Here is a 20831-nt window from a genome sequence, read left to right as displayed (position 1 = left end):
TTTCTTAATAAAATGCTTAAGGCAATGAGATTTCTATGCGTGTCGATATAAGATGTGCTATAATAATTAGGATAGAAAGACACTTTACGACAGTGAGAAGGAGAGAGATGCATGATTTATGCAGGTATTCTAGCAGGGGGCATTGGATCTAGAATGGGGATTCAAGATATGCCTAAGCAATTCCTCATGTTAGGCAATAAGCCCATTATTATTCATACCATCGAAAAATTCTTAGTAGTACCAGACATTGACCAAGTCTATGTAGCCGTTCATCCTAACTGGTTAGTCTACTTCAATGATTTAGTAAGCAAACACTTGCCAGGCCATGAGTCTAAGATTAAAGCCGTTGATGGGGGTGGGGATCGGAATGATAGTATCCTTAATATCATTGCAGATATTAAGGCGGCCGGTCCTGTTTCCGACCAAGCCATTTTAATAACTCATGATGCGGTACGTCCTTTTGTCTCTTACCGTATGATTCAAGACAACATCAAGGTCATGGCTGACTATGATGCGACTGATACAGTGGTCATGGCTAACGATACCATTGTGGAATCCCAAGACGGTAAGTCCATTAGTTCTATTCCTAATCGGGCTCACATGTTCCAAGGTCAGACACCTCAAACCTTCCGTATTAATCAGTTTGATAGCCTCTTCGCTAGTCTAAGTCAAGACGAGCGTGAGATTTTAACCGATGCTTGCAAGGTTTTTGTCCTCAAAGGGAAAAGTGTTGGCCTAGTAAAAGGGGAATACTCTAACTTGAAGATTACGACGGTGACCGATTTGAAGATTGCAGAAGCTATGTTGGGAGAGATCTAAAGTGATTAATCGCGTCTATCAATTACTTCGCCCATACTTCTTCTCAGTTAAGTATGAAGATGTTTCGACAGACTCGGCTAAGCCAGTCGTAGTGCGACCTAATTATATGGCTCTCTGCCATGCAGACCAACGCTATTACCAAGGCAAGCGTTCAGCCAAAGTGCTCAAGCAAAAATTACCAATGGCCTTGATTCATGAGTGTTGCGGCATCGTCGTACGTGACGAAACCGGCACCTATCAAGTAGGGGATAAGGTCGTCATGATTCCCAATCAGCCACCGCAAGGTTTTGACCATTCAGGTGAGTTCTATGAGAACTATGTGGAAGGAACTCACTTCCTATCCAGTGGTTACGATGGTTTCATGCAGGAATTTGTGCATTTACCATTAGACCGCGTTGTGGGCTATCATAGCATTCCAGATGTGGTAGCGGCCATGACCGAGTTTGTCTCGGTGGCGGCGCACGGGGCCCGTCGTTTTGACTCTATGGCCTTATCCAAGCGTGACCGGATTGTGGTTTGGGGATCTGGCTCGCTAGCCTTTGTCCAAGCTACCGTCTTAAGAGCTAAGTTCCCAGATGCTACGATTATTGTAGTAGGTAAAAACCACGATAAATTAAGACTTTTCAGCTTTGTAGATGAAGTATATGAATTGCAAGATATTCCGGAAGATTTCAGCTTCGACCATGCCTTTGAGTGTGTGGGTGGTGATGCCAGTCAGGAAGCCATTCGTGACATTATTAAGTATATTAAACCTCAAGGAACGCTGATTTTAATGGGAGTTTCCGAGACGGAAGTGCCAGTCAATACCCGTGATGTCTTAGAAAAAGGCCTGACCTTAGTTGGTTCTTCTCGCTCGGGACGTGAGGACTTCCAATTGGCGGTGGCCTTAATGGAAAACCCACAAGTATCCTCAAGACTGCGGATGATTATCCACCAAGTAGGGGATTTAGAGGATGTCAAGGATATCTATCAATTCTTCGAAGAAGACCGTAAAACACCATTTAAAACGGTGGCTAAGTGGAATATCTAGTGATTAATTAAAATAAGGAGGGGTTAGATGGAACCCATTCAAGCCAAAAGCCTAGAAATGGCCCAATACTTTGTTGCCTTCTGCCAGAAGCATAATCTCTTATGCTACTTATGTGGTGGTGGCGCGATTGGGGCTTTACGTCATCAAGGCTTTATTCCCTGGGACGATGATTTAGACTTTTTTATGCCAAGGGAAGATTATGAACGTTTGGCGGAACTCTGGCCCAAAGAGGCAGATTCGCGTTATTTTCTGTCGCGGTCTCATGCGGGCTATGTCGACCGTAACCTCTTCATCACGATTCGTGACCGCCAGACAACTTGCCTCAAGCCTTATCAAGCTGACTTAGACTTGCCACATGGCCTGGCCTTAGATGTACTGCCTTTGGACTATGCGCCGGCCTCAGCCTGGAAACGTAAGACCCAGAAGGTCTGGGCATTAATCTATTCGCTCTTCTGCGCTCAAACCGTGCCTGAAAAGCATGGGGGCCTTTTGGCCTGGGGCAGTCGAGTGTTGCTGGGCCTAGTCCCAAGTTCTAAACTCCGTTATAAGATCTGGTCACTGGCTCATAAAAAGATGACTAAGACCACTCGCCAAGAGGCGGCTTACCGTATTGAGTTGTGTTCCGGTCCTTACTATATGAGCAAACTCTATCCAATTGAGGCCTTTGATCAGGCTGTTTTCAAGCCTTTTGAAGGAACAGAAATGCCCATTCCAGCGGGTTATGATGCCTATTTGAGTGAGGCGTTTGGTGACTATATGACGCCACCGCCTAGCCAGAATCAAAAGCCACATCACGATGCTTTATTGCTGGATTTAGAGCGACCTTATACGGATTATGACCTCAAGACAGGTCAGCTTAAGTAGGGGGAAGTCTCTAACCTAGCTATAGATTAACAGTTTTTAGCCAAAACAAGGCTGGCCAGAGGGTCAGCCTTTTTATGAGAAAGGATGATGTGAGTGTTGCGCGATTTTTTTGCCTATTACAAGCCTTATAAGAAGCTCTTCATGATTGACTTTGGCTGCGCTGTTATTTCGGCTATGTTAGAGTTGACTTTTCCATTTGTTGTCAACCGGGTTATTGACACCATCTTACCAACAGGCCATTATCAGACGGTTATTTGGGTCTGTCTCTTGTTGCTTGCCTTTTATCTCTTCAACATGGTGATGAAGTACATTGTAGTCTATCTGGGGCATAAGTTGGGTATTACCATTGAGACCGATATGCGACGTCAGCTTTTCCAATACTTCCAAAGACAGTCCTTTGAGTATTTCGATAATAAGCAGACGGGGGAGCTCATGTCGCGACTAACCAGTGACTTGTTCGAAATCGGGGAGCTAGCCCATCATGGGCCTGAAGATTTATTCATTACCCTGATGAGTTTGGTGGGGGCTTTTTGGCTCATGTTGCAGGTTCATGTGCAATTAGCCATTGGGACAGTGATTCTGGTGCCAATCTTGGGAGTTGCGTTGGCTATCTTCAATAAGAAGATGGGACGTATTAATAGCCAAGTCTATCGTCAATTGGGGGAATTTAACGCCGGTTTATCCAATAGCCTCAGTGGTATACGAGTAGTCAAGGCATTCGCTAATGAAGCCCATGAAGAAGCGCGTTTTGAAGGTCTGATTCAAGACTATCGCGAGAATAAACTTAAATTCTACCAAACCATGGCCGCTTCTAGCGCCTTTAACTATGTCTTGATGCGCATTATTACCTTAATTGCCTTGGTGTCCGGGGCTTATTTCACCCTCAAAGGGGAGCTAACGACGGGCCAATTAGTCGGCTTTGTCCTATTGGCCAATACCTTTGTTAAGCCGATTGAAAGTATTAATATCATGATTGAGACTTATCCTAAGGGTTTTGCCGGCTTCAAACGTTTCAGACAAGAACTAGCTAAACCGGTGGCGGTTCAGGACCTGCCTGGTGCCCAGCCAGCGCCACACTTCCAAGGCCAAATAGATTATCGTAATGTAGAACTGGCCTATGAAGAGGGGCGTACTGTCATTTCGCAATTAAATCTGTCCATTGCGCCCGGGGAGAGCGTGGCCTTAGTCGGCCCAAGTGGGGCAGGTAAGTCCAGTATGGTCAATCTCCTGCCGCGTTTTTATGATGTCACATCGGGTCAAGTCTTGATTGATGGCAAGGACATTCGGGAATACACCTTGTCATCGCTCAGGCAGCAAATTGGGATTGTTCAACAGGATGTTTTCTTGTTCGATGGGACTATTCGCGAGAATGTCCTCTATGGTCGTTTAGATGCTAGTGAGGCTGAGGTGGAAGAGGCCATTCGCGCGGCTAAACTAGATCAAGTCATTGCTCAGTTACCTGATGGCTTGGATACAGCCATTGGGGAACGAGGTGTACGCTTATCTGGTGGGCAAAAACAACGTTTGTCAATCGCAAGAATATTCTTGAAGAATCCTTCCATTCTTATCTTAGATGAGGCAACTAGCGCCTTAGATACGCAAACCGAACAGTATATTCAGCAGTCCTTTGATCAATTAACAAAAGGACGGACCAGTCTCATTATTGCCCATCGCTTAGCCACCATTCAACATGTGGATCGCATCGTGGTAGTAACTGAGGCGGGGGTGGTAGAATCCGGTAGTCACCAGGAACTATTGGCTTTAGACGGTCATTATGCGGCCCTATACCGGGCCCAGTTTGCCTAGCCAATAGAGCTTAGACTTAGTTAGCCAAATTTGCTATAATAAATAGAGTTACAATGAGGGAATGATGACATGAAGACCTTAGCAGTCACAGGATTAGAGAAAACCTATGGAACCAAAACCTTGCTAGCGGGCATTGACTTTGCCATTCGGACAGGGGATCGTATTGGTTTGATTGGACCCAACGGGACCGGAAAGAGTTCCTTTTTGAAGGTGCTGGCAGATCAGACCGACTATGATCAAGGGACTATTGACAAGCCAAAGGATTATCGCATAGCCTATTTGGCGCAGAATCCTGAGTTAGATCCTAACCAGACTATTTTAGATACGGTCTTTGCAGGAGATACGCCAGAATTGAAGCTCTTGCATGACTATGAGGCGGCCAATCTTGCCTTGTTATCAGATCCTGATAATGGCAAGCTTCAGGAAGCCTTTCAGTCTATCACTGAAGCCATGAATCAGGCAGATGCTTGGCAGATTGAAGTTAAAGCCAAGACCGTCCTGACACAATTAGGTCTTGTTAATCTCAATCAACGAGTAGGAGACTGCTCAGGTGGGGAACAGAAAAGAATTGGCATTGCCCAGGTCCTCATTGCCGAGCCAGATTTGCTTATCTTAGATGAGCCGACTAACCATTTGGATGTCAATTCTGTGCAATGGCTGGAAAAATACCTTGCTTCCTACAAGGGCGCGCTACTCTTGGTCACCCATGATCGCTATTTCTTGGAGCGGACCGTTAATAAGATTGTCGAGTTAAGACACGGTCGTTTCCGCGAGTATAGTGGCAACTACCAAGCTTATTTAGAGAAGAAGGCGACTGAACTCGCGCTTGAAGAAAGAATGCAAGACAAGCAGGACAAGCTCTATCAAGCCGAATTGGCTTGGATGCGAAAGGGAGCCAAGGCTAGAACAACCAAGCAACAGGCACGAATCGAGCGATTCGACCAATTAAAGGAAGATATTGCTGCGCGTCAGGATAGCCTAGAGGCCTCTGGTTTTGAATTTGATCAACAACGAATCGGTAACCAGGTTATTGAGTTGGAGCAGGCACGGATTGAAGTGGGGCAGCAAGTTGTCATCCAAGACTATACTAAGCACTTCACCAAAGGCGAACGTATTGGGCTGATTGGTGCCAATGGGGTCGGTAAGACGACTTTTCTCAATACCCTAGCAGGTTATCATGACTTAGCGGCTGGGACATTGAAGCTAGGACAGACGGTCCGCTTAGCCTACTACCGCCAATTAGATCAAGATTTGCCGGGAGACATGCGGATTTTATCTTATCTGACGCAAATCGCTGATAACTTTGTCAGTCCTGATGGCCGCACCAAAAGTGCCGCACAGATATTAGAACAATTCAATTTCCCTCGGGTTAATCATGGTTCTACCATTTCCAGCCTGTCAGGGGGAGAAAAACGTCGGTTATATTTATTATCGCTCTTAATTCAGGAACCCAACGTCCTATTCTTAGACGAGCCGACTAACGATTTGGATATTGATACCTTGACGGTCTTAGAGGATTATTTAGCCCAATTTGAAGGGCTTGTCGTCGTGGTATCTCACGACCGTTATTTCTTAGATAAGACAGTAGACCAGTACCTGATATTAGAGGGGCAAGGGGCTTATACCACCTATTGGGGCAGTTATTCTGACTACCTTGCTAAGGAGCAGACAGTCCCTGAAAAGGAAAAGATAGCGCCTGCCCCAAGCAATAAACCGAAACGTGAACAGAAAAAGTTAAGCTATGAAGAGAAGAAAGAATGGGCAGGTATTGAAGCGGCAATTGAAGACGCTGAGAATCGCCTTAATCAGATTCAGGAAGACATGGAAGCCAACAGTCAAGATGCTGGCCAATTAATGAGTCTTCAAGCAGAATTGGAAGCGACCGAAGCTCACCTCTATCATCTTTATGAGCGATATGACTATTTAAGTGAATTGGCGCCATAGGACGCTGTAAGAAAAAAGCCAAGCAAAGGAGAAGCACATGCAACAATATCAAGAATTAGTCAGAAAAATCCTAGCAGAAGGTCATGTCAAAACTGATCGTACCGGGGTAGGGACCAAGAGCCTTTTTGGTTATCAGATGCGTTTTGATTTGAGCCATGGCTTTCCCATGGTGACGACTAAACGCGTTCCCTTTGGCTTGATTAAGAGCGAATTGCTCTGGTTTTTACGCGGTGATACCAATGTTCGCTATTTACTAGAACACAATAATCATATTTGGGACGAGTGGGCCTTCAAACGCTATGTGGAGTCTCCTGACTATCATGGCCCTGATATGACTGATTTTGGCTTGCGTGCAGTCGCTGATCCAGACTTTAATGAAATCTACCAGCAGGAATTAGCAGCCTTTAATGAACGAGTTTTGACTGATGATGACTTTGCTGAACGCTACGGTAATTTAGGCAATGTCTACGGTGCACAATGGCGCTCTTGGCCTCTTCGAAATGGCGAGACTTTGGACCAAATTAGCCAGCTCATTGACATGATTAAGCATTCTCCTGATTCTAGACGCCTAATTGTGTCAGCCTGGAACCCTGAGGATGTGCCTAGTATGGCTTTGCCACCTTGTCACACACTCTTCCAGTTTTATGTGTATGACGGCAAGTTATCCTGCCAGCTCTACCAACGTAGTGCTGATGTTTTCTTAGGTGTGCCTTTTAACATTGCTTCCTATGCGCTCTTAACCCATTTGATTGCCAAAGAATGTGATCTAGAGGTGGGGGACTTTGTGCATACCTTGGGGGATGCTCATCTCTATCTCAATCATTTGGAGGCGGCGGAGACACTCTTGAGCAGAGAGCCTAAGCCTCTGCCACAATTGGAAATTGACGATTTCGAGCAATTTGATCAAGTCTCTACTGACCAAATTCGACTACAAGGCTATGAGCCTTGGCCAACCATTAAGGCGCCGATTGCCGTCTAAAAAAACTGCTCAGAAAGGAAGATAATCACCATGCTGACGCTTGTATATGCCCAAGACCAAGCAGGCGGTATTGGCTATCAAAATCAACTACCCTGGCACTTGCCCAATGACCTCAAATTTTTTAAGCAAGTGACACTCGGCCATGCTATTCTGATGGGGCGCAAGACCTTTGAATCCATGGGCTGTCGCCTCTTGCCTGGCCGGACAAGTTACGTCTTGACTCGACAAGAAGACTATAAGTCTGAAATTGAAGGCCTACACCGTGTCCATAACCTAGAAGCAATCAAAGCCCTGGCTGAAGATCAAGAAGTCATGGTTATTGGAGGAGCCGAGATTTTTGCTGCCTTATTACCTTTAGCAGACCGAGTTATTCGGACGCAGATTAAGGCAACTTTTCCGGCAGATACCTTTGTCGCTGACCTAGATCAAGACCAGTGGCAATGTGTAGAAATTCAAGAAGGACTGGTTGATGATAAAAATCAATATGCTCACCAATTTGAATGGTGGGTCCGTCGCTCCAAGGAGGGGAAATCATGCTAGGTTATCTTAATACACCAGTTTTTGCCAGCCATCATATTCCTGTTGGTTGTGGACATACCTTATATGTGGAAGAAGCAGGCAAGCCTCAAGGTTGTCCAGTAGTCTTCTTACACGGTGGTCCTGGTGGCCAGGTTGGGGAGGCATCTCGACGTTTCTTCGACCCTGAATTTTATCGGATTATTCTAGTTGATCAACGTGGGTGTGGCAAAAGTCAGCCCTTCCTCTCGCTAGAAGCAAATACTGTCTTAGATAGCGTGGCGGATTTAGAGATTATTAGGCAGACACTCAACATAGAGGACTGGCATGTATTTGGTGGTAGCTATGGCTCGACCTTGGCTTTGACCTATGCCATTCATCATGCAGAGCGGGTTAAGAGCTTGATACTGCGCGGAATTTTCTTGGGTCGCCAAGAAGATTCTGATTGGCTCTTTCAGTTTGGCGCAAGCGAGTTCTATCCTGAAGCCTTCGCCTTGTTTAGAGATTTTATCCCCCAAGAGGAACAAGGTGATTTAGTAGCAGCCTACTATCGCCGGATGATTGGGGATGATCAGGACCTAGCAGAAGAAGCCATGAAACGTTGGAGTGCCTGGGAAGGTTCCGTTATTACGCTGCGACCAAATTTCCCTGATCCAGATGCAGAACTAGCACCAGTTGACCGCTCGCTCGGCCTGCTAGAAGCCCATTATTTTGCTAACAAGATGTTCTGGGGAGAGGACAACTACATCCTCAATCGTGCCCATTTACTCAAAGATATTCCTATGTCAATTTTCCATGGCCGTTATGACGTCGATTGCCGTCCGAGTGGGGCCTATGCCTTAGCCCAGGCTTGTCCTCATGCTAAGTTCCAAATTGTCGAAGAAGCAGGCCATTCGCCTCAGGATGCGCCACTCTTTGAGGCTTTACTAGGAGCTATGGAAGCTATTAAACAAGACCAAATGACATAGAGAGTTAAACGACCTTATAACAGGTCGTTTTTTTGTATTAGTAAATCGTTCGTTCGACATTATAACAAGTAATTCCTTAGTAGAACTAATTCTCTTTTATTTAGAAAGGATATTCTTTCTTGCTACAATAGGGTATGATAGTCTTATCAAGAAATCTATCGATAAAAGCGGGAAGGTAAATGAAAAAGAATTGGAAGAAGTTAGCAGTCCTCACTCTATTAGGAGCTCAAGTGGCCACTGTTTCATTAACTAGCTATTCTGTATTAGCTGAGGAGTCAAGCTCTGCTCAATCAGTAGATTTAAGTGCTGAAACTGAGGCTTACAAGAAGTTTGTAAGCGCAGAGATTGATCAGCTTCTAAAAGATACGGAAAACTTTGCTAAGCTAATCCAAGATGGCAAGTTGGATGAAGCTAAGAAAGTTTATCCTCTGATTCGTAAATCTTATGAGCGTTCAGAACCTATTGCAGAGCTTTTTGCAGAATCTGATGTTAAGATTGACTACCGTCTAGCAGACTATGTGGAAGACAATCAAACCGAAGAAGGCTGGTCTGGATTCCACAAAATTGAACAAATCCTGTGGGAAGAGGGTAAGACCGAGCCTGCAGTGTCCTATGCCAAGCAGCTAGTAGATGACATTAAGGAGCTTAAGGCCAAAGTCGCGACAGTTGAGGTAACACCTGAAAACATGCTGACAGGCGCTGTAGACTTACTGAATGAAGTGGCAACTAGCAAGATTACTGGTGAAGAGGAAATCTATTCCCATACAGACCTCTATGATTTTGAAGCGAATATTGCGGGAGCAGAGAAAATCTTTAACATCTTTAAGGACAAAATTTCTGCCAAGGATCCTGAATTGGCCAAAAACCTAACCGAAAAATTTAAGGCAGTCAATGATCTCTTGGCAAGCCACAAAGTGGATGCCGACCATTACAAACTCTACACAGAATTAAACGAGAAAGAAACCAAAGCCCTAGCTGAAGCGGTTACTAAGTTAGGGGAACCCCTATCGCAAATGGCCGTTATCTTGGAGGCTGATGAAAGTGGTCGCTAAATCAGACGAAAAATGGTATGACAAACCCATTTCCCGTCGCGATTTTATTAAGAAGGCGGGCATGATGGGGGCAGGGGCTATGATGGCTCCGAGCATCATGAAATTACTATTTGGTGGGACTTCACCCAAAGATGCTCTAGCCCAAGAAGACGCCAACCAAGCTATTCCATTTTATGGTAAGCGTCAGTCAGGCATCACCACACCCATTCAGCGTCAGGTCTATTTTGCTGTTTTGGATTTGGCGACGGAAGATTTGGAGATTATTCGTAGTATTTTCAAGTCTTGGACAACCTATATTGCTCGCATGATGCAGGGTGAGCTAGTTGAGGCTTATAAATCGAATACTATGCTACCACCTACCGATACCGGCGAGGCGGTCGGCATGGGGACTGAGCGCCTTACCATTACGGTTGGGGTCAGTCCGAGTTTCTTAGACAAGCTCAAACTAACAAGCAAAAAATTGCCTGAGCTTGAGGACTTACCTAAGTTCGCACGTGATCAATTGCAAGAGGCTTTTACGGGTGGAGATATTTGTATCCAGGCTTGTGCTGAAGATGCCCAGGTGGCCTTTCATGCGGTTCGCAACTTGCTTCGCAAGGGGCGCGAACATTTAACCCTTAGATGGAGCCAGACGGGCTATGCTGCAATTACTAGCCAGGGCTCTACCCCTCGTAATCTTTTTGGCTTTAAGGATGGAACTGCTAATGTGACCAGTCAAGATGATTTTGACCGTGTCATTTGGTGTGACCAAGACAATTGGATGAAAAATGGGACTTACCTGATTGTGCGACGTGTCCAAATGCACCTTGAGACCTGGGATCGTACTAGTCTAAAGGAACAAGAGAATACCTTTGGTCGTCATCGTGACAGTGGGGCGCCTCTTGGGGCAGTTGATGAATTTGATCCGGTGGATCTGGAACTCAAAGATGACAAGGGCAACCTTGTGATTCCAGAAGATTGCCATGTCCGGCTAGCTAAAGAAGTGGGGGAAGAAATATACCGCAGAGCCTTTTCTTATGCTAACGGTATTGATCCGCGTACAGGGCAATTTGATGCTGGCCTGCTCTTTATTTCCTTTCAAAAGGATCCCCAACAATTCATTAAGGTCCAGAAGAATCTAGGGACCAAGGACAAATTAAATGAATACATTACCCATGTAGGGAGTGGCCTCTTTGCTATCCTACCGGGAGTAGAAAAGGGTGGCTATCTTGGTCAAAGCCTATTTGAATAGATTTGTTAGTTGCCTAGCTCTGTTTGCTATCTTGTTTTTTAGTCCTTTTGTCAGTGCCAAAACGGACTTGCAGTCCTATTTTATTCAGGTGACGGAAGCAACTCAGGCACTAGAGCAAGGCGACTCCAGTCTGGCTCAGCAAAAACTAGAGGCTTTAGACAGCTCTTTTGCCAAGGAAAGCCAGGCGACTAGCCCGGCGGGTCAAGCAACTAAGTCAGCCATTGAGGCAGCTAAAGCAGACTTGACTCATGAAAATCTTGTGACCATTTCGCGTGCGCTATTGGCTTTCGACAAGGAACAGAATCCAGTGGATGAGTCTGCTGCTAAGACTAAGCTTGAGAAAAGAATGACGCCTCTGTTCAATCAATTAGAGACTGCCATTGCCAAGCAAGATATTGAAGCAGTTAAACTGGCTTATAAGCAGGTCAATAGTGGTTGGACTGCTAATGAAAGTATTGTTCGGTCAACATCTAGCGCCCATTACAATCGAATTGAAACGGCCTTGGCCCTATTACGGGCTGCGATTGAGTTGGAGCCGGTCGATTACCAAGTTATTGAGGTCAATAGCGATAGCTTGAAACAAGCCATTCAAGATTTTCTGACAGGTACAGAGGCTAGTGCAGTTTCAACCACAAATGGAGCTAGCTTGAAAGATGGTTTGCAACTTTTAGATAGAGCCAAAGATGCCTTTACTAAAGGACAGACCAACCAAGCCAAGCAGCTCATGCAATCCTTCATTGAACTCTGGCCCAGCATAGAGGGCGAGGTTTCGACCCGTAATTATAAACTCTACACCCGAGTTGAGCAAGAAACGCCCGTCATTATGGTTAAGGGGCAAGATCCGATTTACCAAGCCAAGCTAGATGCCTTAATTGACGAACTTAAGCAGATTAATAAGAGTAGCCAGTATTCCTACTGGGATGTTTCACTCATTGTCTTGCGCGAAGGCTTAGAGGCTATGTTAATCGTCTTGGCCTTGGTTGCTAGCCTAAAATCCCTCAAGGCCAAACGCCCCCTCGCTTATGTTTATGCAGGGACAGGTGTTGGACTCTTAGCAAGTATTGGCTTGGCTCTGGCATTAACAGCACTATTGCCGACTATTGTCTCAGGTGTGGCACGGGAATTAATTGAAGCAGTCACTGGCTTCTTTGCGGTGGTGACCTTAACCCTAGTAGGGATTTGGTTACATCGGAGCTCAAGCCTAGCCTCTTGGCAAGCCTATATTGATCGCCAATTGGTAGCTTATCAAAAGAGTGGAAGACTTTGGACCCTATTTGGGGTCAGCTTTCTAGCCGTCTTCCGCGAGGGGGCAGAGACAATTCTATTCTTAGTGGGGATACTGCCTAAAATTTCCTTTTGGGAAATGCTACTTGGCATCAGTCTCGCTACATTGATTTTAAGCTTGGTCTGCTTGATTCTCAAATACTTAGCCAATCGCTTATCACTCCCATGGCTCTTTAAGATACTCACTGTTGGGATTTACGTCTTAGCTTTCAAGATATTGGGAGTCAGCATCCATACCTTGATTGTGACGCAGTACCTGCCAGCCAAGCCAATTGTATGGGGTAACCTACAGGCCATTGAATGGCTAGGTTTTTATCCAACTTGGTGGACAGTGGCTAGCCAGGCTTTTTATCTTTTGGTCTTGCTGCTCATCTTCTTTCGAGTGTCGAAAGGGGAGAAGTCAGGTGACTGATAGCAAGCAACTCAGTCTAGTAGGGCATTTGGCAGAATTTAGATCCCGCTTGATTGTTTCTCTCATCTGGTTTGTTCTCTGGTTTTGCCTTGGGATTTTCTTAGTAGATCCTTTTTATCATTTAGTGACGCAATTTCTGGACCAGCCGCTCTTAGCCTTGGGACCTAATGAAATTCTCTGGCTCTATGTTAAAGTGGCCAGTTTAGTGGCCTTAAGCGCTAGTCTACCTTTTGTCACTTATCAGATTTGGGCCTATGTCAAACCAGCCCTTAAACAAGAGGAGTTGCGTGCCATTTATTGGTACTTGCCAGCTGTCTTTCTTTGCTTTATCATGGGATTAGCTTTTGGCTTTTATCTGGTAGCTCCGGCCTTGTTACAAGTGCTCTTGAATTGGAGTCAAGAACTCTTTGAAACGCGTCTGACAGTTGGAAATTATTTGGATTTCATCTTTGGCGTGACCTTGCCACTAGGCTTTCTATTTGAGATGCCATTCTTAGTCGCTTTTTTGACCCATATAGGCTTGCTATCACCTAAGTGGTTGAGCGCCTATCGTCGCTATGCCTACTTTGTGCTCTTGGTATTGGCTGTTGTCTTAACGCCAGCTGATTTTGTCAGCGACTTGGCCATGTTAGTGCCTCTGGTGGGACTCTATGAGATTAGTATTTTAATTAGCCATTGGATTTTGTATCGTAAGAGAAGAGGAGGGAAGCAAGATGGGATTACTTCGTGATATTGGGGCGCCGGGTTTAATTTTGATTGTCTTAGGTGCGCTCTTGATTTTTGGCCCTAAGCGATTACCAGAACTTGGAGAGTCGATTGGTAAAATGTTTGTGTCATTCAAACGTACTGTCCACGAACTAACGGATGACGATAAGAAACAAGAAAAAGATCAATAGTTTGTGATAAGAAGAGAGGAGCTAAGCTCCTCTTTTGTTTTGGTACAGATAATAAAACTGTTTTATTTTATTTCTGAAACAGCTATGTTTATCAATATTTATTGAGCAGAACAGTTGAAAGTAACTGTTCTAGATGCTAGAATGAAATCAAATCTTAAAACCTAGGAGGTTTATTATGGTGAATGTGAAATGGAAAAAAATTGTGGCTGCTGCTAGCCTGATTACTTTAGGGGGAGCATTATTGGCGCCTGTGCATCAGGTGCAAGCTGCGGATGAGTCTTGGGATCGCATCCAAAAATCAGGCAAAATTGTTGTAGCAACTTCAGGGGCTTACTACCCATCAACTTTCCACTCAGAAGTAGAGGGTAAAGATGTCTTAACTGGTTATGACATTGAAATCTTGCGTAAGGTTGCTGAAAAATTAAACCTTGAACTCGAATTTAAGGAAATGAACACAGATGGCATGTTAACAGCCATTAAGTCAGGACAAGCGGATATTGTAGCCAACGACTACGACATCACACCTAAACGTGAAAAAGAATTCCTTTTCTCAACACCAATTAAATATAGCTTCGGTTCTATTGTAGTTCGTGAGTCCGACGATTCTGGCATTAAATCCTTAGATGATTTCAAAGGTAAGAAGGCAGCTGGGGAAGCAACTACCAAATACATGGCCATTGCTGAAGCAAAAGGTGCGGAAGCTGTCACCTATGACAACGGGACCTTGGAACAATACATTGCGGATATCCACAATGGTCGGACTGACTTCATTCCAAATGATTACTATGTCCAAACCATTGCCATTAAGAATGCCAACAAGCTCTTCCCAGACTTCAAGACTAAGGTAGGGAATGTCTTCTATAACCCAAGTAAGGCAGCCTTCGTACTTAACAAGGAATCTGTGACCTTACAAGAAAAAATCAACCAAGTCTTAGAAGAAATGCGTAAAGACGGTTCCTTGGCAGAACTTTCTAAGAAGTTCTATGAAGGGGAAGATGTCTCAACTGAGAAGGAAGAAATCGGTGGTAAGAAACTTAAAGATCTACCTGTAGTGGAAGTGGATCGTTAAGATGGCCCATTTGCTCTTGACTATCAAGTGGCACTATATCTTTAATCCAGAATTGGCGCTCAAAGGACTGCCAACAGTACTACAAGGTCTGGGCAATACATTGACTTTGTCTTTAGCTAGCTTTCTCTTAGCCACGTTTGGAGGACTTTGCCTAGCACTCTTGCGTTTAGCGCCTTTGCGTGGCTTACGCGCTATTGCAATTGCCTATATTTCCTTTTTCCGTGGTGTGCCACTTCTAGTTACTTTGTTCTTTATCTATTATGGCTTACCACTAATGGGGATTGTCATGTCGGCATTTACGGCTGCCATTTTGGGTCTGTCCATTACGGCTTCTGCCTACACGGCTGAAATTATTCGTGCCGGTATTGAAGGCGTGGAAAAAGGTCAATGGGAAGCAGCCTTTGCTGTCGGTCTGAGCTATCGACAATCACTTCGCTATGTGGTGATACCTCAAGCTACACGACTAGCCATTCCCCCCTTATCCAATGTTATGCTAGATTTGGTTAAGTCCTCTTCGATTGCCGCCATTATTAGTGTACCAGAGATATTCCAGAAGGCTAAAGTGGTAGGAGCCTCAGAACATGACTTCATGACCATGTATATCTTGGTAGCGGTCATCTATTGGTTAATTTGTACGGCATATTCCTTGCTTCAAGCCAAGTTAGAACGTCGATTTGCCCTAGATATTTAATGAAATGTAGAGAAAGAGTCCCTTAGTTTTAAGGGGCTCTTTTCTATAGATTATGTGGGGGTTGCTTGAATTGAAAAGTCTGATTGAAAGTGCTAGACTTAAAGTAAAGAGGAAAGGGGTAAAGGCAGCTATGGGCAATAGGCAGCAAAAAAAGGCAGTAAGGTTTGGTTGGCCTGTAGACCGCAAAACTCCTCGTAATTCCAGAGAATGGACAATGTTTTGGCTATCAATAGCCTTGACCCTGGTCATAAGTTGGGCTTTCTATCTCAGTCGTTGGCCCGTTCCAGTCAGGAAGGTACATTTTATTTTCCATGATGATGTAAACCGCCTGATGGACTTAAAGATGCTTGAGTCAGAATCTTTCAGTTATCTATTGACTCTTATAGCGGTCCTAATTGTTATTTTCATTTTTTATATGGTGACATCTCATCTAATCTATTTAGCCTTTGATATATGGCAGACAATTAAGGGAAAAACTAGAAAGGAGGGCAAGACATGGTAAAACGATCCAACCACAGAAAAAATAAGAATAAAAAGAAGCGAACCCGAATTCCTAGTCGCGAGCGACACTATTTGAGCTTTAAGGAAAAGTCTGTCCTCCAAATCATCGCCTTACTGATTGTAATAGGCTTTATCGCCATTGCTTATATGATGGATATTCGGTTGCTGGCCTCTGCTAGCTCCCCTGGACTTAGCCTTAGAAGAACCTTGTCTTGGGAAAGCGTCCAAGTACTAACTAACTTTTCAGATTTTAAGACTTGGCTCTTTGGTATTCAGGCTTTAATTGTGATCTTACTTATCTTTGCTTTTTTCGTGACGATTTGCAACTTCTGGGTTCAATGGACCTGGCATGAGTTACGCACCCTCTTTTTCTCCCAAGACCAAGGTCAGGAAGAGGTGGAGGTATGACCTTGATTGTCACAACGGCTATTGACAAAGAGCCAGGCTTAGTAAAGCGCGCCCAGGAGTTGGCCCAACTATACGGTGGAATCTATCAGGACCGTGGTAAGCGTACCATGAAGCAAATCTATTGCCAGGCAGAGGGTGCCTTAGTCCTTAACAAGAATGAGTTAATCTACTATGATACGGAGGGTCAGAAACTATTTTTCCATCCCAATACTGCTTGGCTCAGGGCACTTAACGGCCGCGACCCTTTGTTGGAAGCCCTAGCTTGTCCAACTGGCGCTAGTGTCCTGGATGCCACCATGGGGATGGCCAGTGACAGCCTGGTGATGCAGTATTTTGGCTACCAGGTCACTGCCTTAGAGTTTAATCCCTTGGTGCATTTGATTGTAAGTGATGGGCTGTCTCGATTTGTTATGGAAGATAGTCGTTTTACTCAGGCTATGAGAGACTTGGTGACTTACTGTCAGGATTATCAAACCTATCTTGCTCAAGCAAAAGATAAGAGTATAGACTGTGTCTACTTTGATCCAATGTTCAAGGTGGGAATTGAAGAATCCAAGAACTTAGATGGTATTCGTCTTTTAGCCAATCGACAGCCCTTGACCGAGGAAGCTTTAGAGCAGGCTAAGCGGGTGGCAAGGCACCGCATCGTTGTCAAAGCCCACTATCAAGACCCTATTTTTGAAGACTTAGGCCTAACACGTATCAAACGATCTAATACCAAATTCCATTATGGCTACTATCAATGTTAGGAGGAGATTTTATGAAACAATTAGTTTTAATTCGTCATGGTGAAAGTGAGTGGAACCGGCTTAACCTCTTTACAGGTTGGACGGACGTAGAACTGACCGACAAAGGTTTGGCTGAAGCACATGAAGCAGGGCGCCAGCTCAGGGCAGCAGGTTTTGACTTTGATTTGGCCTATACAAGCTATCTTAAACGGGCCATTCATACATTGGATGCCGTTCTGACTGAGCTAGACCGATCTTGGATACCCGTTCATAAGGCTTGGCAGTTAAATGAACGCCATTATGGCGCCCTACAAGGCTTGAATAAGGTTGAGACGGCAGAAAAATATGGGGAAGAACAGGTTAAAATCTGGCGCCGTTCCTTTGATGTATTGCCACCAAGCTTGGAAGCTAGTGATGGTCGCAACCCGCGTTTGCAAGACCAATATCGGCGTGTTCCTGCTGAGGATAGCTTGCCATTAGCGGAAAGTCTTGCAACTACCATCGAGCGGGTTGTCCCTTACTTTGAGACAGTGATTCGGCCACAAATGGCAGAAGGTCAACGCATCATTATTGCAGCACACGGTAACTCACTTCGTGCACTCGTTAAGTATTTTGATAAACTAAGCGCAGATCAGATTATGGAAGTGAATATTCCAACAGGTGTTCCACTTGTTTACGAATTTGATGACAACTTCCAAGCAATTAAACATTATTACCTAGGTGACCAAGAGGCCTTGGCAGCTAAAATGTCTGCCGTAGCTAACCAAGGTAAGCTTGCCCATTAAGCAGTTGAAGGATTGGACTTAAGCGCCAATCCTTTTTTTGACTTGCAATCTGGCCGAAAAAGCGTAAACTTGTATTGTGAGAAAAGGAGGATTCATTGTGAAACTTTATGTCCAGTTCATGATTATTGTTTTATTAGCCTTTATAGGAGAGGGGATTTCGACTTATTTTCAATTACCGATTCCTGGCTCTATTTTGGGCTTAATCCTCCTATTTTTAGCCCTTGAATTCAAGCTGCTACGTTTGCGTCATGTCAATGCAGTAGGTAACTTTCTCTTGGCCAATATGACCATTCTCTTTTTGCCGGCAGCAGTTGGGATTATGGACCGTTATGAGGTCATTGCGCCTTTTCTAGGACCTATTGTGCTCATCATAGTAGGGGCCATTGTGCTTAATATTGTGGTCATTGCCTTAGTGGTTAATTACGTTAAGAACCGCTATGAAGGCAACTACGAGGATCGTTTTGTGGACGACTTTACTGAGGAGGTAAACTAGGTGACTGCTAATTTTTGGGAAAATCCCTTATTTGGACTTGGACTATCCATTCTAGCTTACTATCTTGGTATGCGACTCAATCGACGTTGGCCTCACCCATTGACGACGCCACTTCTGATTGCGACAATCTTAATTATTGTAGTGCTCAAGCTAACCGGCATTCCTTATCACGCTTATTACGTGGGAGGCAGTTATCTTAACACCTTGATTGTGCCTTCAACAGTAGCTTTGGGCATTCCGCTTTATAAAACCTTCCACTTGATGAAACACCATATACGCAGTATTCTCTTAGGGACTTCCATTGCGGTGTTAATTAATACGACATTTACTGCACTCCTTGCTAAACTTTTTGGCATGGATTTCTTCCTAGCGATTTCGCTTTTCCCTAAATCAGTTACGACCGCTATGGCGGTGGGGATTATCGACAAGATGCAAGGTATGACAACTGTGACCTTAGTCGTTGTAGTGGCTACTGGGATTTTGACAAGCGTTCTAGGGCCTGTTGTTTTAAAAGTATTGAAGATTGAAGACCATGTAGCAGTTGGGCTAGCCCTAGGCGGAACGGGACACGCGGTGGGGACCGGGACAGCCTTCAAATATGGTCAAGTCGCAGGCGCCATGGCAGGTCTGGCAATTGGCGTGACGGGTTTACTTTATGTCTTTATCAGCCCATTGATTGCGGCACTTATCTTGTCAAACTAATAGAGAGATTTAAATCCTAGTGCTATAAGTACTAGGATTTAGTTGTTGATGAGAGAGGATTATGATTGACAAACTGAACTTTCTATTTTACAATATGAATGAATACAAAATATATTCACTCAAACAAAAAGGAGGCACGATAGCTGTGGATAAAAAACAAGCCCTAAAGTTAGCCGCGCATGAAGTCTTTTCTAAAAAGGGATACAAAGCGACAGGAATTTCAGAAATTGCCAAGCAGGCCGGTATGGCAGTCGGCTCTTTTTATAACTATTATGATAGTAAAGAAGCCATTTTTTTGGATATCTACATCGATGAGAACAATCGCGCTCGTCAAGCTATGATTGAAGAAATTGATTGGCAGATGGACATGGTTGAACTCGTTAGCCAAATTTTTGGACGATCACGTTCCTTGGTTTCTTCCAACAAAATCCTTAAGGAGTGGTATAATCCTGCAATCGCAGATGAATTACATGGATATTATTCCTCCGAAGAAGGCAAAGTCTCAAATCCTTTCCACAATTTTTTAGTCGAAACTTTCACCAGTCGAATGTTAGCAGAAGGTTACTCGCAAGATAAAATTCAGGATATTTTACGTGTCTACAATCTTTTCTATTACATGGATATGCAAATCACAGAACAAGATGTGCCAGAGTTAAGTAGAACGCTTGAAATACTTGCAACTAACTTTGTTAAAGGTATTTTGAAATAAAGAAGCAATTCTTTATTTTACACTAAAATGAATGAACGTTGGATATATTCACTCATCAGCAGAGAGGAAGTATCAAGTTGGAAAAACGTAAACAGAAAAGAGGTAAAAAAATGTTATACATAATTCTAGTTGTCATTGCGACTATAAGTCTTATCATTTGGGGCATTATCGCCTATCTTGGACGGAGCCAAACACTCACTGTAGCCTCGATTGAAAAAGTAGATGGGGATTTAAGGCTGATACATTTAAGTAAACCGGATAATCTGCAGTGGAAGGCAGGCTCCTACGCTAAGATTAGTTTGTCAAACGATAAAGATAGCAATTCAAAAAATATGGAGGTAGTCACTGGTGCAAGCAGGAGTGATGCTAAGGAGGAGAAAGCTAGTCGCTGGCTGACTATTGCCTCAACGCTACAGGAAGAAGAGATTTTGATTTTGACGCATGATAGTGGCAGTCTATTCAAAAATAACCTGACTAGCCTTTCAGAGGGAAGTGAACTAAAGCTTAGTTGGCTAGAAGACTCCCTAACCATTACTGAGAGTGATCAACCACTAGTGTGTTTTGCTTCAGATGTCGGCATTGCGGCCATTCGCCCAATCATCAAAGAAGAGCTAGGTAAACACGAATTGGTCTTGAGTCATTTTAGTAAAGGGGTGTTGGCCTTTAACAATGAACTGGAAGATTCAGCTAAAAATCATGCAAATCTAAGCTATGAGAGCAGCTCGAGTCTTTCTCAAAGTCAAGCCTATTTAAATGAAGCAGTTGAGCGCTATGGTAACGATGCGACTTATCTATTAGCAGGACAGCCTGATGACGTCAATACTATGAAACAATTCCTTAAAGATAAGGGAATTGATAAAAAGAGGATTAAAACTAGTCGCTTCAGAGGTTTAAAATAGAAGAAGGGCATAGATGACGGGAAAGATATTTCAAACAAAAAATCA

At 44.1% G+C, this 20831-nt stretch carries 22 protein-coding genes; all 22 read left to right on the top strand.

Features of this window, described 5'->3' with window-relative positions; genetic code table 11:
• Window positions 1–111 precede the first annotated feature (111 nt).
• The 22 genes from GCWU000182_RS00115 (at window position 112) to GCWU000182_RS00005 (ending at window position 20786) form a co-directional block, all read left to right on the top strand.
• A complete protein-coding gene (locus GCWU000182_RS00115) occupies window positions 112–819 on the top strand; it encodes an IspD/TarI family cytidylyltransferase (RefSeq protein ID WP_023390685.1) in 708 nt (235 codons plus the stop codon).
• A gap of 1 nt (window position 820) precedes the next feature.
• Window positions 821–1849 carry a zinc-binding dehydrogenase gene (locus GCWU000182_RS00110; RefSeq protein WP_035363782.1) on the top strand — a complete coding sequence of 343 codons (1029 nt, stop codon included), beginning with the start codon at window positions 821–823 and terminating at the stop codon, window positions 1847–1849.
• Window positions 1850–1876: 27 nt separating this feature from the next.
• Window positions 1877–2713 (top strand): LicD family protein, encoded by an 837-nt coding sequence (locus GCWU000182_RS00105; RefSeq protein WP_023390683.1) that lies wholly within the window; start codon window positions 1877–1879, stop codon window positions 2711–2713.
• Window positions 2714–2806: 93 nt separating this feature from the next.
• A complete protein-coding gene (locus GCWU000182_RS00100; protein ID WP_023390682.1) occupies window positions 2807–4519 on the top strand; it encodes an ABC transporter ATP-binding protein in 1713 nt (570 codons plus the stop codon).
• Window positions 4520–4588: 69 nt separating this feature from the next.
• Complete coding sequence (locus tag GCWU000182_RS00095) at window positions 4589–6463, top strand: ABC-F family ATP-binding cassette domain-containing protein (RefSeq protein ID WP_023390681.1); 1875 nt, start codon at window positions 4589–4591, stop codon at window positions 6461–6463.
• A gap of 37 nt (window positions 6464–6500) precedes the next feature.
• The gene (locus tag GCWU000182_RS00090; RefSeq protein ID WP_023390680.1) at window positions 6501–7442 is read left to right on the top strand and encodes a thymidylate synthase; all 942 of its coding nucleotides are present in this window, start codon (window positions 6501–6503) and stop codon (window positions 7440–7442) included.
• A 30-nt stretch (window positions 7443–7472) separates the two neighbouring features.
• Window positions 7473–7982, top strand: a complete 510-nt coding sequence (locus GCWU000182_RS00085) for a dihydrofolate reductase (protein ID WP_023390679.1) — start codon at window positions 7473–7475, stop codon at window positions 7980–7982.
• Window positions 7976–8926 (top strand): prolyl aminopeptidase, encoded by a 951-nt coding sequence (gene pip, locus GCWU000182_RS00080; RefSeq protein ID WP_023390678.1) that lies wholly within the window; start codon window positions 7976–7978, stop codon window positions 8924–8926. The genes GCWU000182_RS00085 and pip overlap by 7 nt, the downstream gene beginning before the upstream one ends.
• Before the next feature lie 179 nt (window positions 8927–9105).
• Entirely contained in the window at window positions 9106–9978 is an 873-nt protein-coding gene (locus GCWU000182_RS00075; protein ID WP_023390677.1) for an EfeM/EfeO family lipoprotein, read from the top strand.
• Window positions 9968–11209, top strand: a complete 1242-nt coding sequence (gene efeB, locus GCWU000182_RS00070) for an iron uptake transporter deferrochelatase/peroxidase subunit (RefSeq protein WP_246269773.1) — start codon at window positions 9968–9970, stop codon at window positions 11207–11209. The genes GCWU000182_RS00075 and efeB overlap by 11 nt, the downstream gene beginning before the upstream one ends.
• Window positions 11178–12905 (top strand): FTR1 family iron permease, encoded by a 1728-nt coding sequence (locus GCWU000182_RS00065; RefSeq protein ID WP_023390675.1) that lies wholly within the window; start codon window positions 11178–11180, stop codon window positions 12903–12905. Before efeB ends, GCWU000182_RS00065 begins: the two co-directional genes overlap by 32 nt.
• Complete coding sequence (tatC, locus tag GCWU000182_RS00060) at window positions 12898–13635, top strand: twin-arginine translocase subunit TatC (RefSeq protein WP_023390674.1); 738 nt, start codon at window positions 12898–12900, stop codon at window positions 13633–13635. Before GCWU000182_RS00065 ends, tatC begins: the two co-directional genes overlap by 8 nt.
• Window positions 13619–13801 carry a twin-arginine translocase TatA/TatE family subunit gene (locus GCWU000182_RS00055; protein WP_023390673.1) on the top strand — a complete coding sequence of 61 codons (183 nt, stop codon included), beginning with the start codon at window positions 13619–13621 and terminating at the stop codon, window positions 13799–13801. Before tatC ends, GCWU000182_RS00055 begins: the two co-directional genes overlap by 17 nt.
• Window positions 13802–13976: 175 nt before the next feature.
• The gene (locus GCWU000182_RS00050) at window positions 13977–14870 is read left to right on the top strand and encodes a transporter substrate-binding domain-containing protein (RefSeq protein ID WP_023390672.1); all 894 of its coding nucleotides are present in this window, start codon (window positions 13977–13979) and stop codon (window positions 14868–14870) included.
• A gap of 1 nt (window position 14871) precedes the next feature.
• The gene (locus tag GCWU000182_RS00045) at window positions 14872–15561 is read left to right on the top strand and encodes an amino acid ABC transporter permease (protein ID WP_023390671.1); all 690 of its coding nucleotides are present in this window, start codon (window positions 14872–14874) and stop codon (window positions 15559–15561) included.
• A 495-nt stretch (window positions 15562–16056) separates the two neighbouring features.
• Complete coding sequence (locus GCWU000182_RS00035; RefSeq protein WP_023390669.1) at window positions 16057–16470, top strand: hypothetical protein; 414 nt, start codon at window positions 16057–16059, stop codon at window positions 16468–16470.
• Window positions 16467–17219 carry a class I SAM-dependent methyltransferase gene (locus GCWU000182_RS00030; protein WP_023390668.1) on the top strand — a complete coding sequence of 251 codons (753 nt, stop codon included), beginning with the start codon at window positions 16467–16469 and terminating at the stop codon, window positions 17217–17219. The genes GCWU000182_RS00035 and GCWU000182_RS00030 overlap by 4 nt, the downstream gene beginning before the upstream one ends.
• 11 nt (window positions 17220–17230) lie before the next feature.
• On the top strand, window positions 17231–17983 hold the full coding sequence (gpmA, locus tag GCWU000182_RS00025; protein ID WP_035363779.1) for a 2,3-diphosphoglycerate-dependent phosphoglycerate mutase: 753 nt from the start codon (window positions 17231–17233) through the stop codon (window positions 17981–17983).
• 97 nt (window positions 17984–18080) lie between these two features.
• Window positions 18081–18476 carry a CidA/LrgA family protein gene (locus GCWU000182_RS00020; protein ID WP_035363777.1) on the top strand — a complete coding sequence of 132 codons (396 nt, stop codon included), beginning with the start codon at window positions 18081–18083 and terminating at the stop codon, window positions 18474–18476.
• Complete coding sequence (locus GCWU000182_RS00015) at window positions 18477–19178, top strand: LrgB family protein (protein WP_023390665.1); 702 nt, start codon at window positions 18477–18479, stop codon at window positions 19176–19178. It abuts the gene before it with no gap.
• 145 nt (window positions 19179–19323) lie between these two features.
• On the top strand, window positions 19324–19887 hold the full coding sequence (locus GCWU000182_RS00010) for a TetR/AcrR family transcriptional regulator (protein ID WP_172863484.1): 564 nt from the start codon (window positions 19324–19326) through the stop codon (window positions 19885–19887).
• A 110-nt stretch (window positions 19888–19997) separates the two neighbouring features.
• Window positions 19998–20786, top strand: a complete 789-nt coding sequence (locus GCWU000182_RS00005) for a ferredoxin reductase domain-containing protein (RefSeq protein WP_035364332.1) — start codon at window positions 19998–20000, stop codon at window positions 20784–20786.
• Window positions 20787–20831: the final 45 nt, after the last annotated feature.

It is taken from the genome of Abiotrophia defectiva ATCC 49176, from assembly GCF_000160075.2.
Classification (GTDB): Bacteria; Bacillota; Bacilli; order Lactobacillales; family Aerococcaceae; genus Abiotrophia; species Abiotrophia defectiva.
The sequence above is the reverse complement of the archived record's forward strand: the minus strand, read 5'-3'. Positions and strand labels throughout refer to the sequence as shown.

Bases quoted from the DNA above. Each gene is read 5' to 3' on its own strand.
- GCWU000182_RS00105 (WP_023390683.1), top strand. From the start codon at position 1,877: ATGGAACCCATTCAAGCCAAAAGCCTAGAAATGGCCCAATACTTTGTT.
- GCWU000182_RS00095 (WP_023390681.1), top strand. From the start codon at position 4,589: ATGAAGACCTTAGCAGTCACAGGATTAGAGAAAACCTATGGAACCAAA.
- GCWU000182_RS00075 (WP_023390677.1), top strand. From the start codon at position 9,106: ATGAAAAAGAATTGGAAGAAGTTAGCAGTCCTCACTCTATTAGGAGCT.
- GCWU000182_RS00115 (WP_023390685.1), top strand. From the start codon at position 112: ATGATTTATGCAGGTATTCTAGCAGGGGGCATTGGATCTAGAATGGGG.
- GCWU000182_RS00085 (WP_023390679.1), top strand. From the start codon at position 7,473: ATGCTGACGCTTGTATATGCCCAAGACCAAGCAGGCGGTATTGGCTAT.
- pip (WP_023390678.1), top strand. From the start codon at position 7,976: ATGCTAGGTTATCTTAATACACCAGTTTTTGCCAGCCATCATATTCCT.
- GCWU000182_RS00050 (WP_023390672.1), top strand. From the start codon at position 13,977: ATGGTGAATGTGAAATGGAAAAAAATTGTGGCTGCTGCTAGCCTGATT.
- GCWU000182_RS00090 (WP_023390680.1), top strand. From the start codon at position 6,501: ATGCAACAATATCAAGAATTAGTCAGAAAAATCCTAGCAGAAGGTCAT.
- gpmA (WP_035363779.1), top strand. From the start codon at position 17,231: ATGAAACAATTAGTTTTAATTCGTCATGGTGAAAGTGAGTGGAACCGG.
- GCWU000182_RS00045 (WP_023390671.1), top strand. From the start codon at position 14,872: ATGGCCCATTTGCTCTTGACTATCAAGTGGCACTATATCTTTAATCCA.
- GCWU000182_RS00030 (WP_023390668.1), top strand. From the start codon at position 16,467: ATGACCTTGATTGTCACAACGGCTATTGACAAAGAGCCAGGCTTAGTA.
- GCWU000182_RS00055 (WP_023390673.1), top strand. From the start codon at position 13,619: ATGGGATTACTTCGTGATATTGGGGCGCCGGGTTTAATTTTGATTGTC.
- GCWU000182_RS00005 (WP_035364332.1), top strand. From the start codon at position 19,998: ATGTTATACATAATTCTAGTTGTCATTGCGACTATAAGTCTTATCATT.
- GCWU000182_RS00035 (WP_023390669.1), top strand. From the start codon at position 16,057: ATGGTAAAACGATCCAACCACAGAAAAAATAAGAATAAAAAGAAGCGA.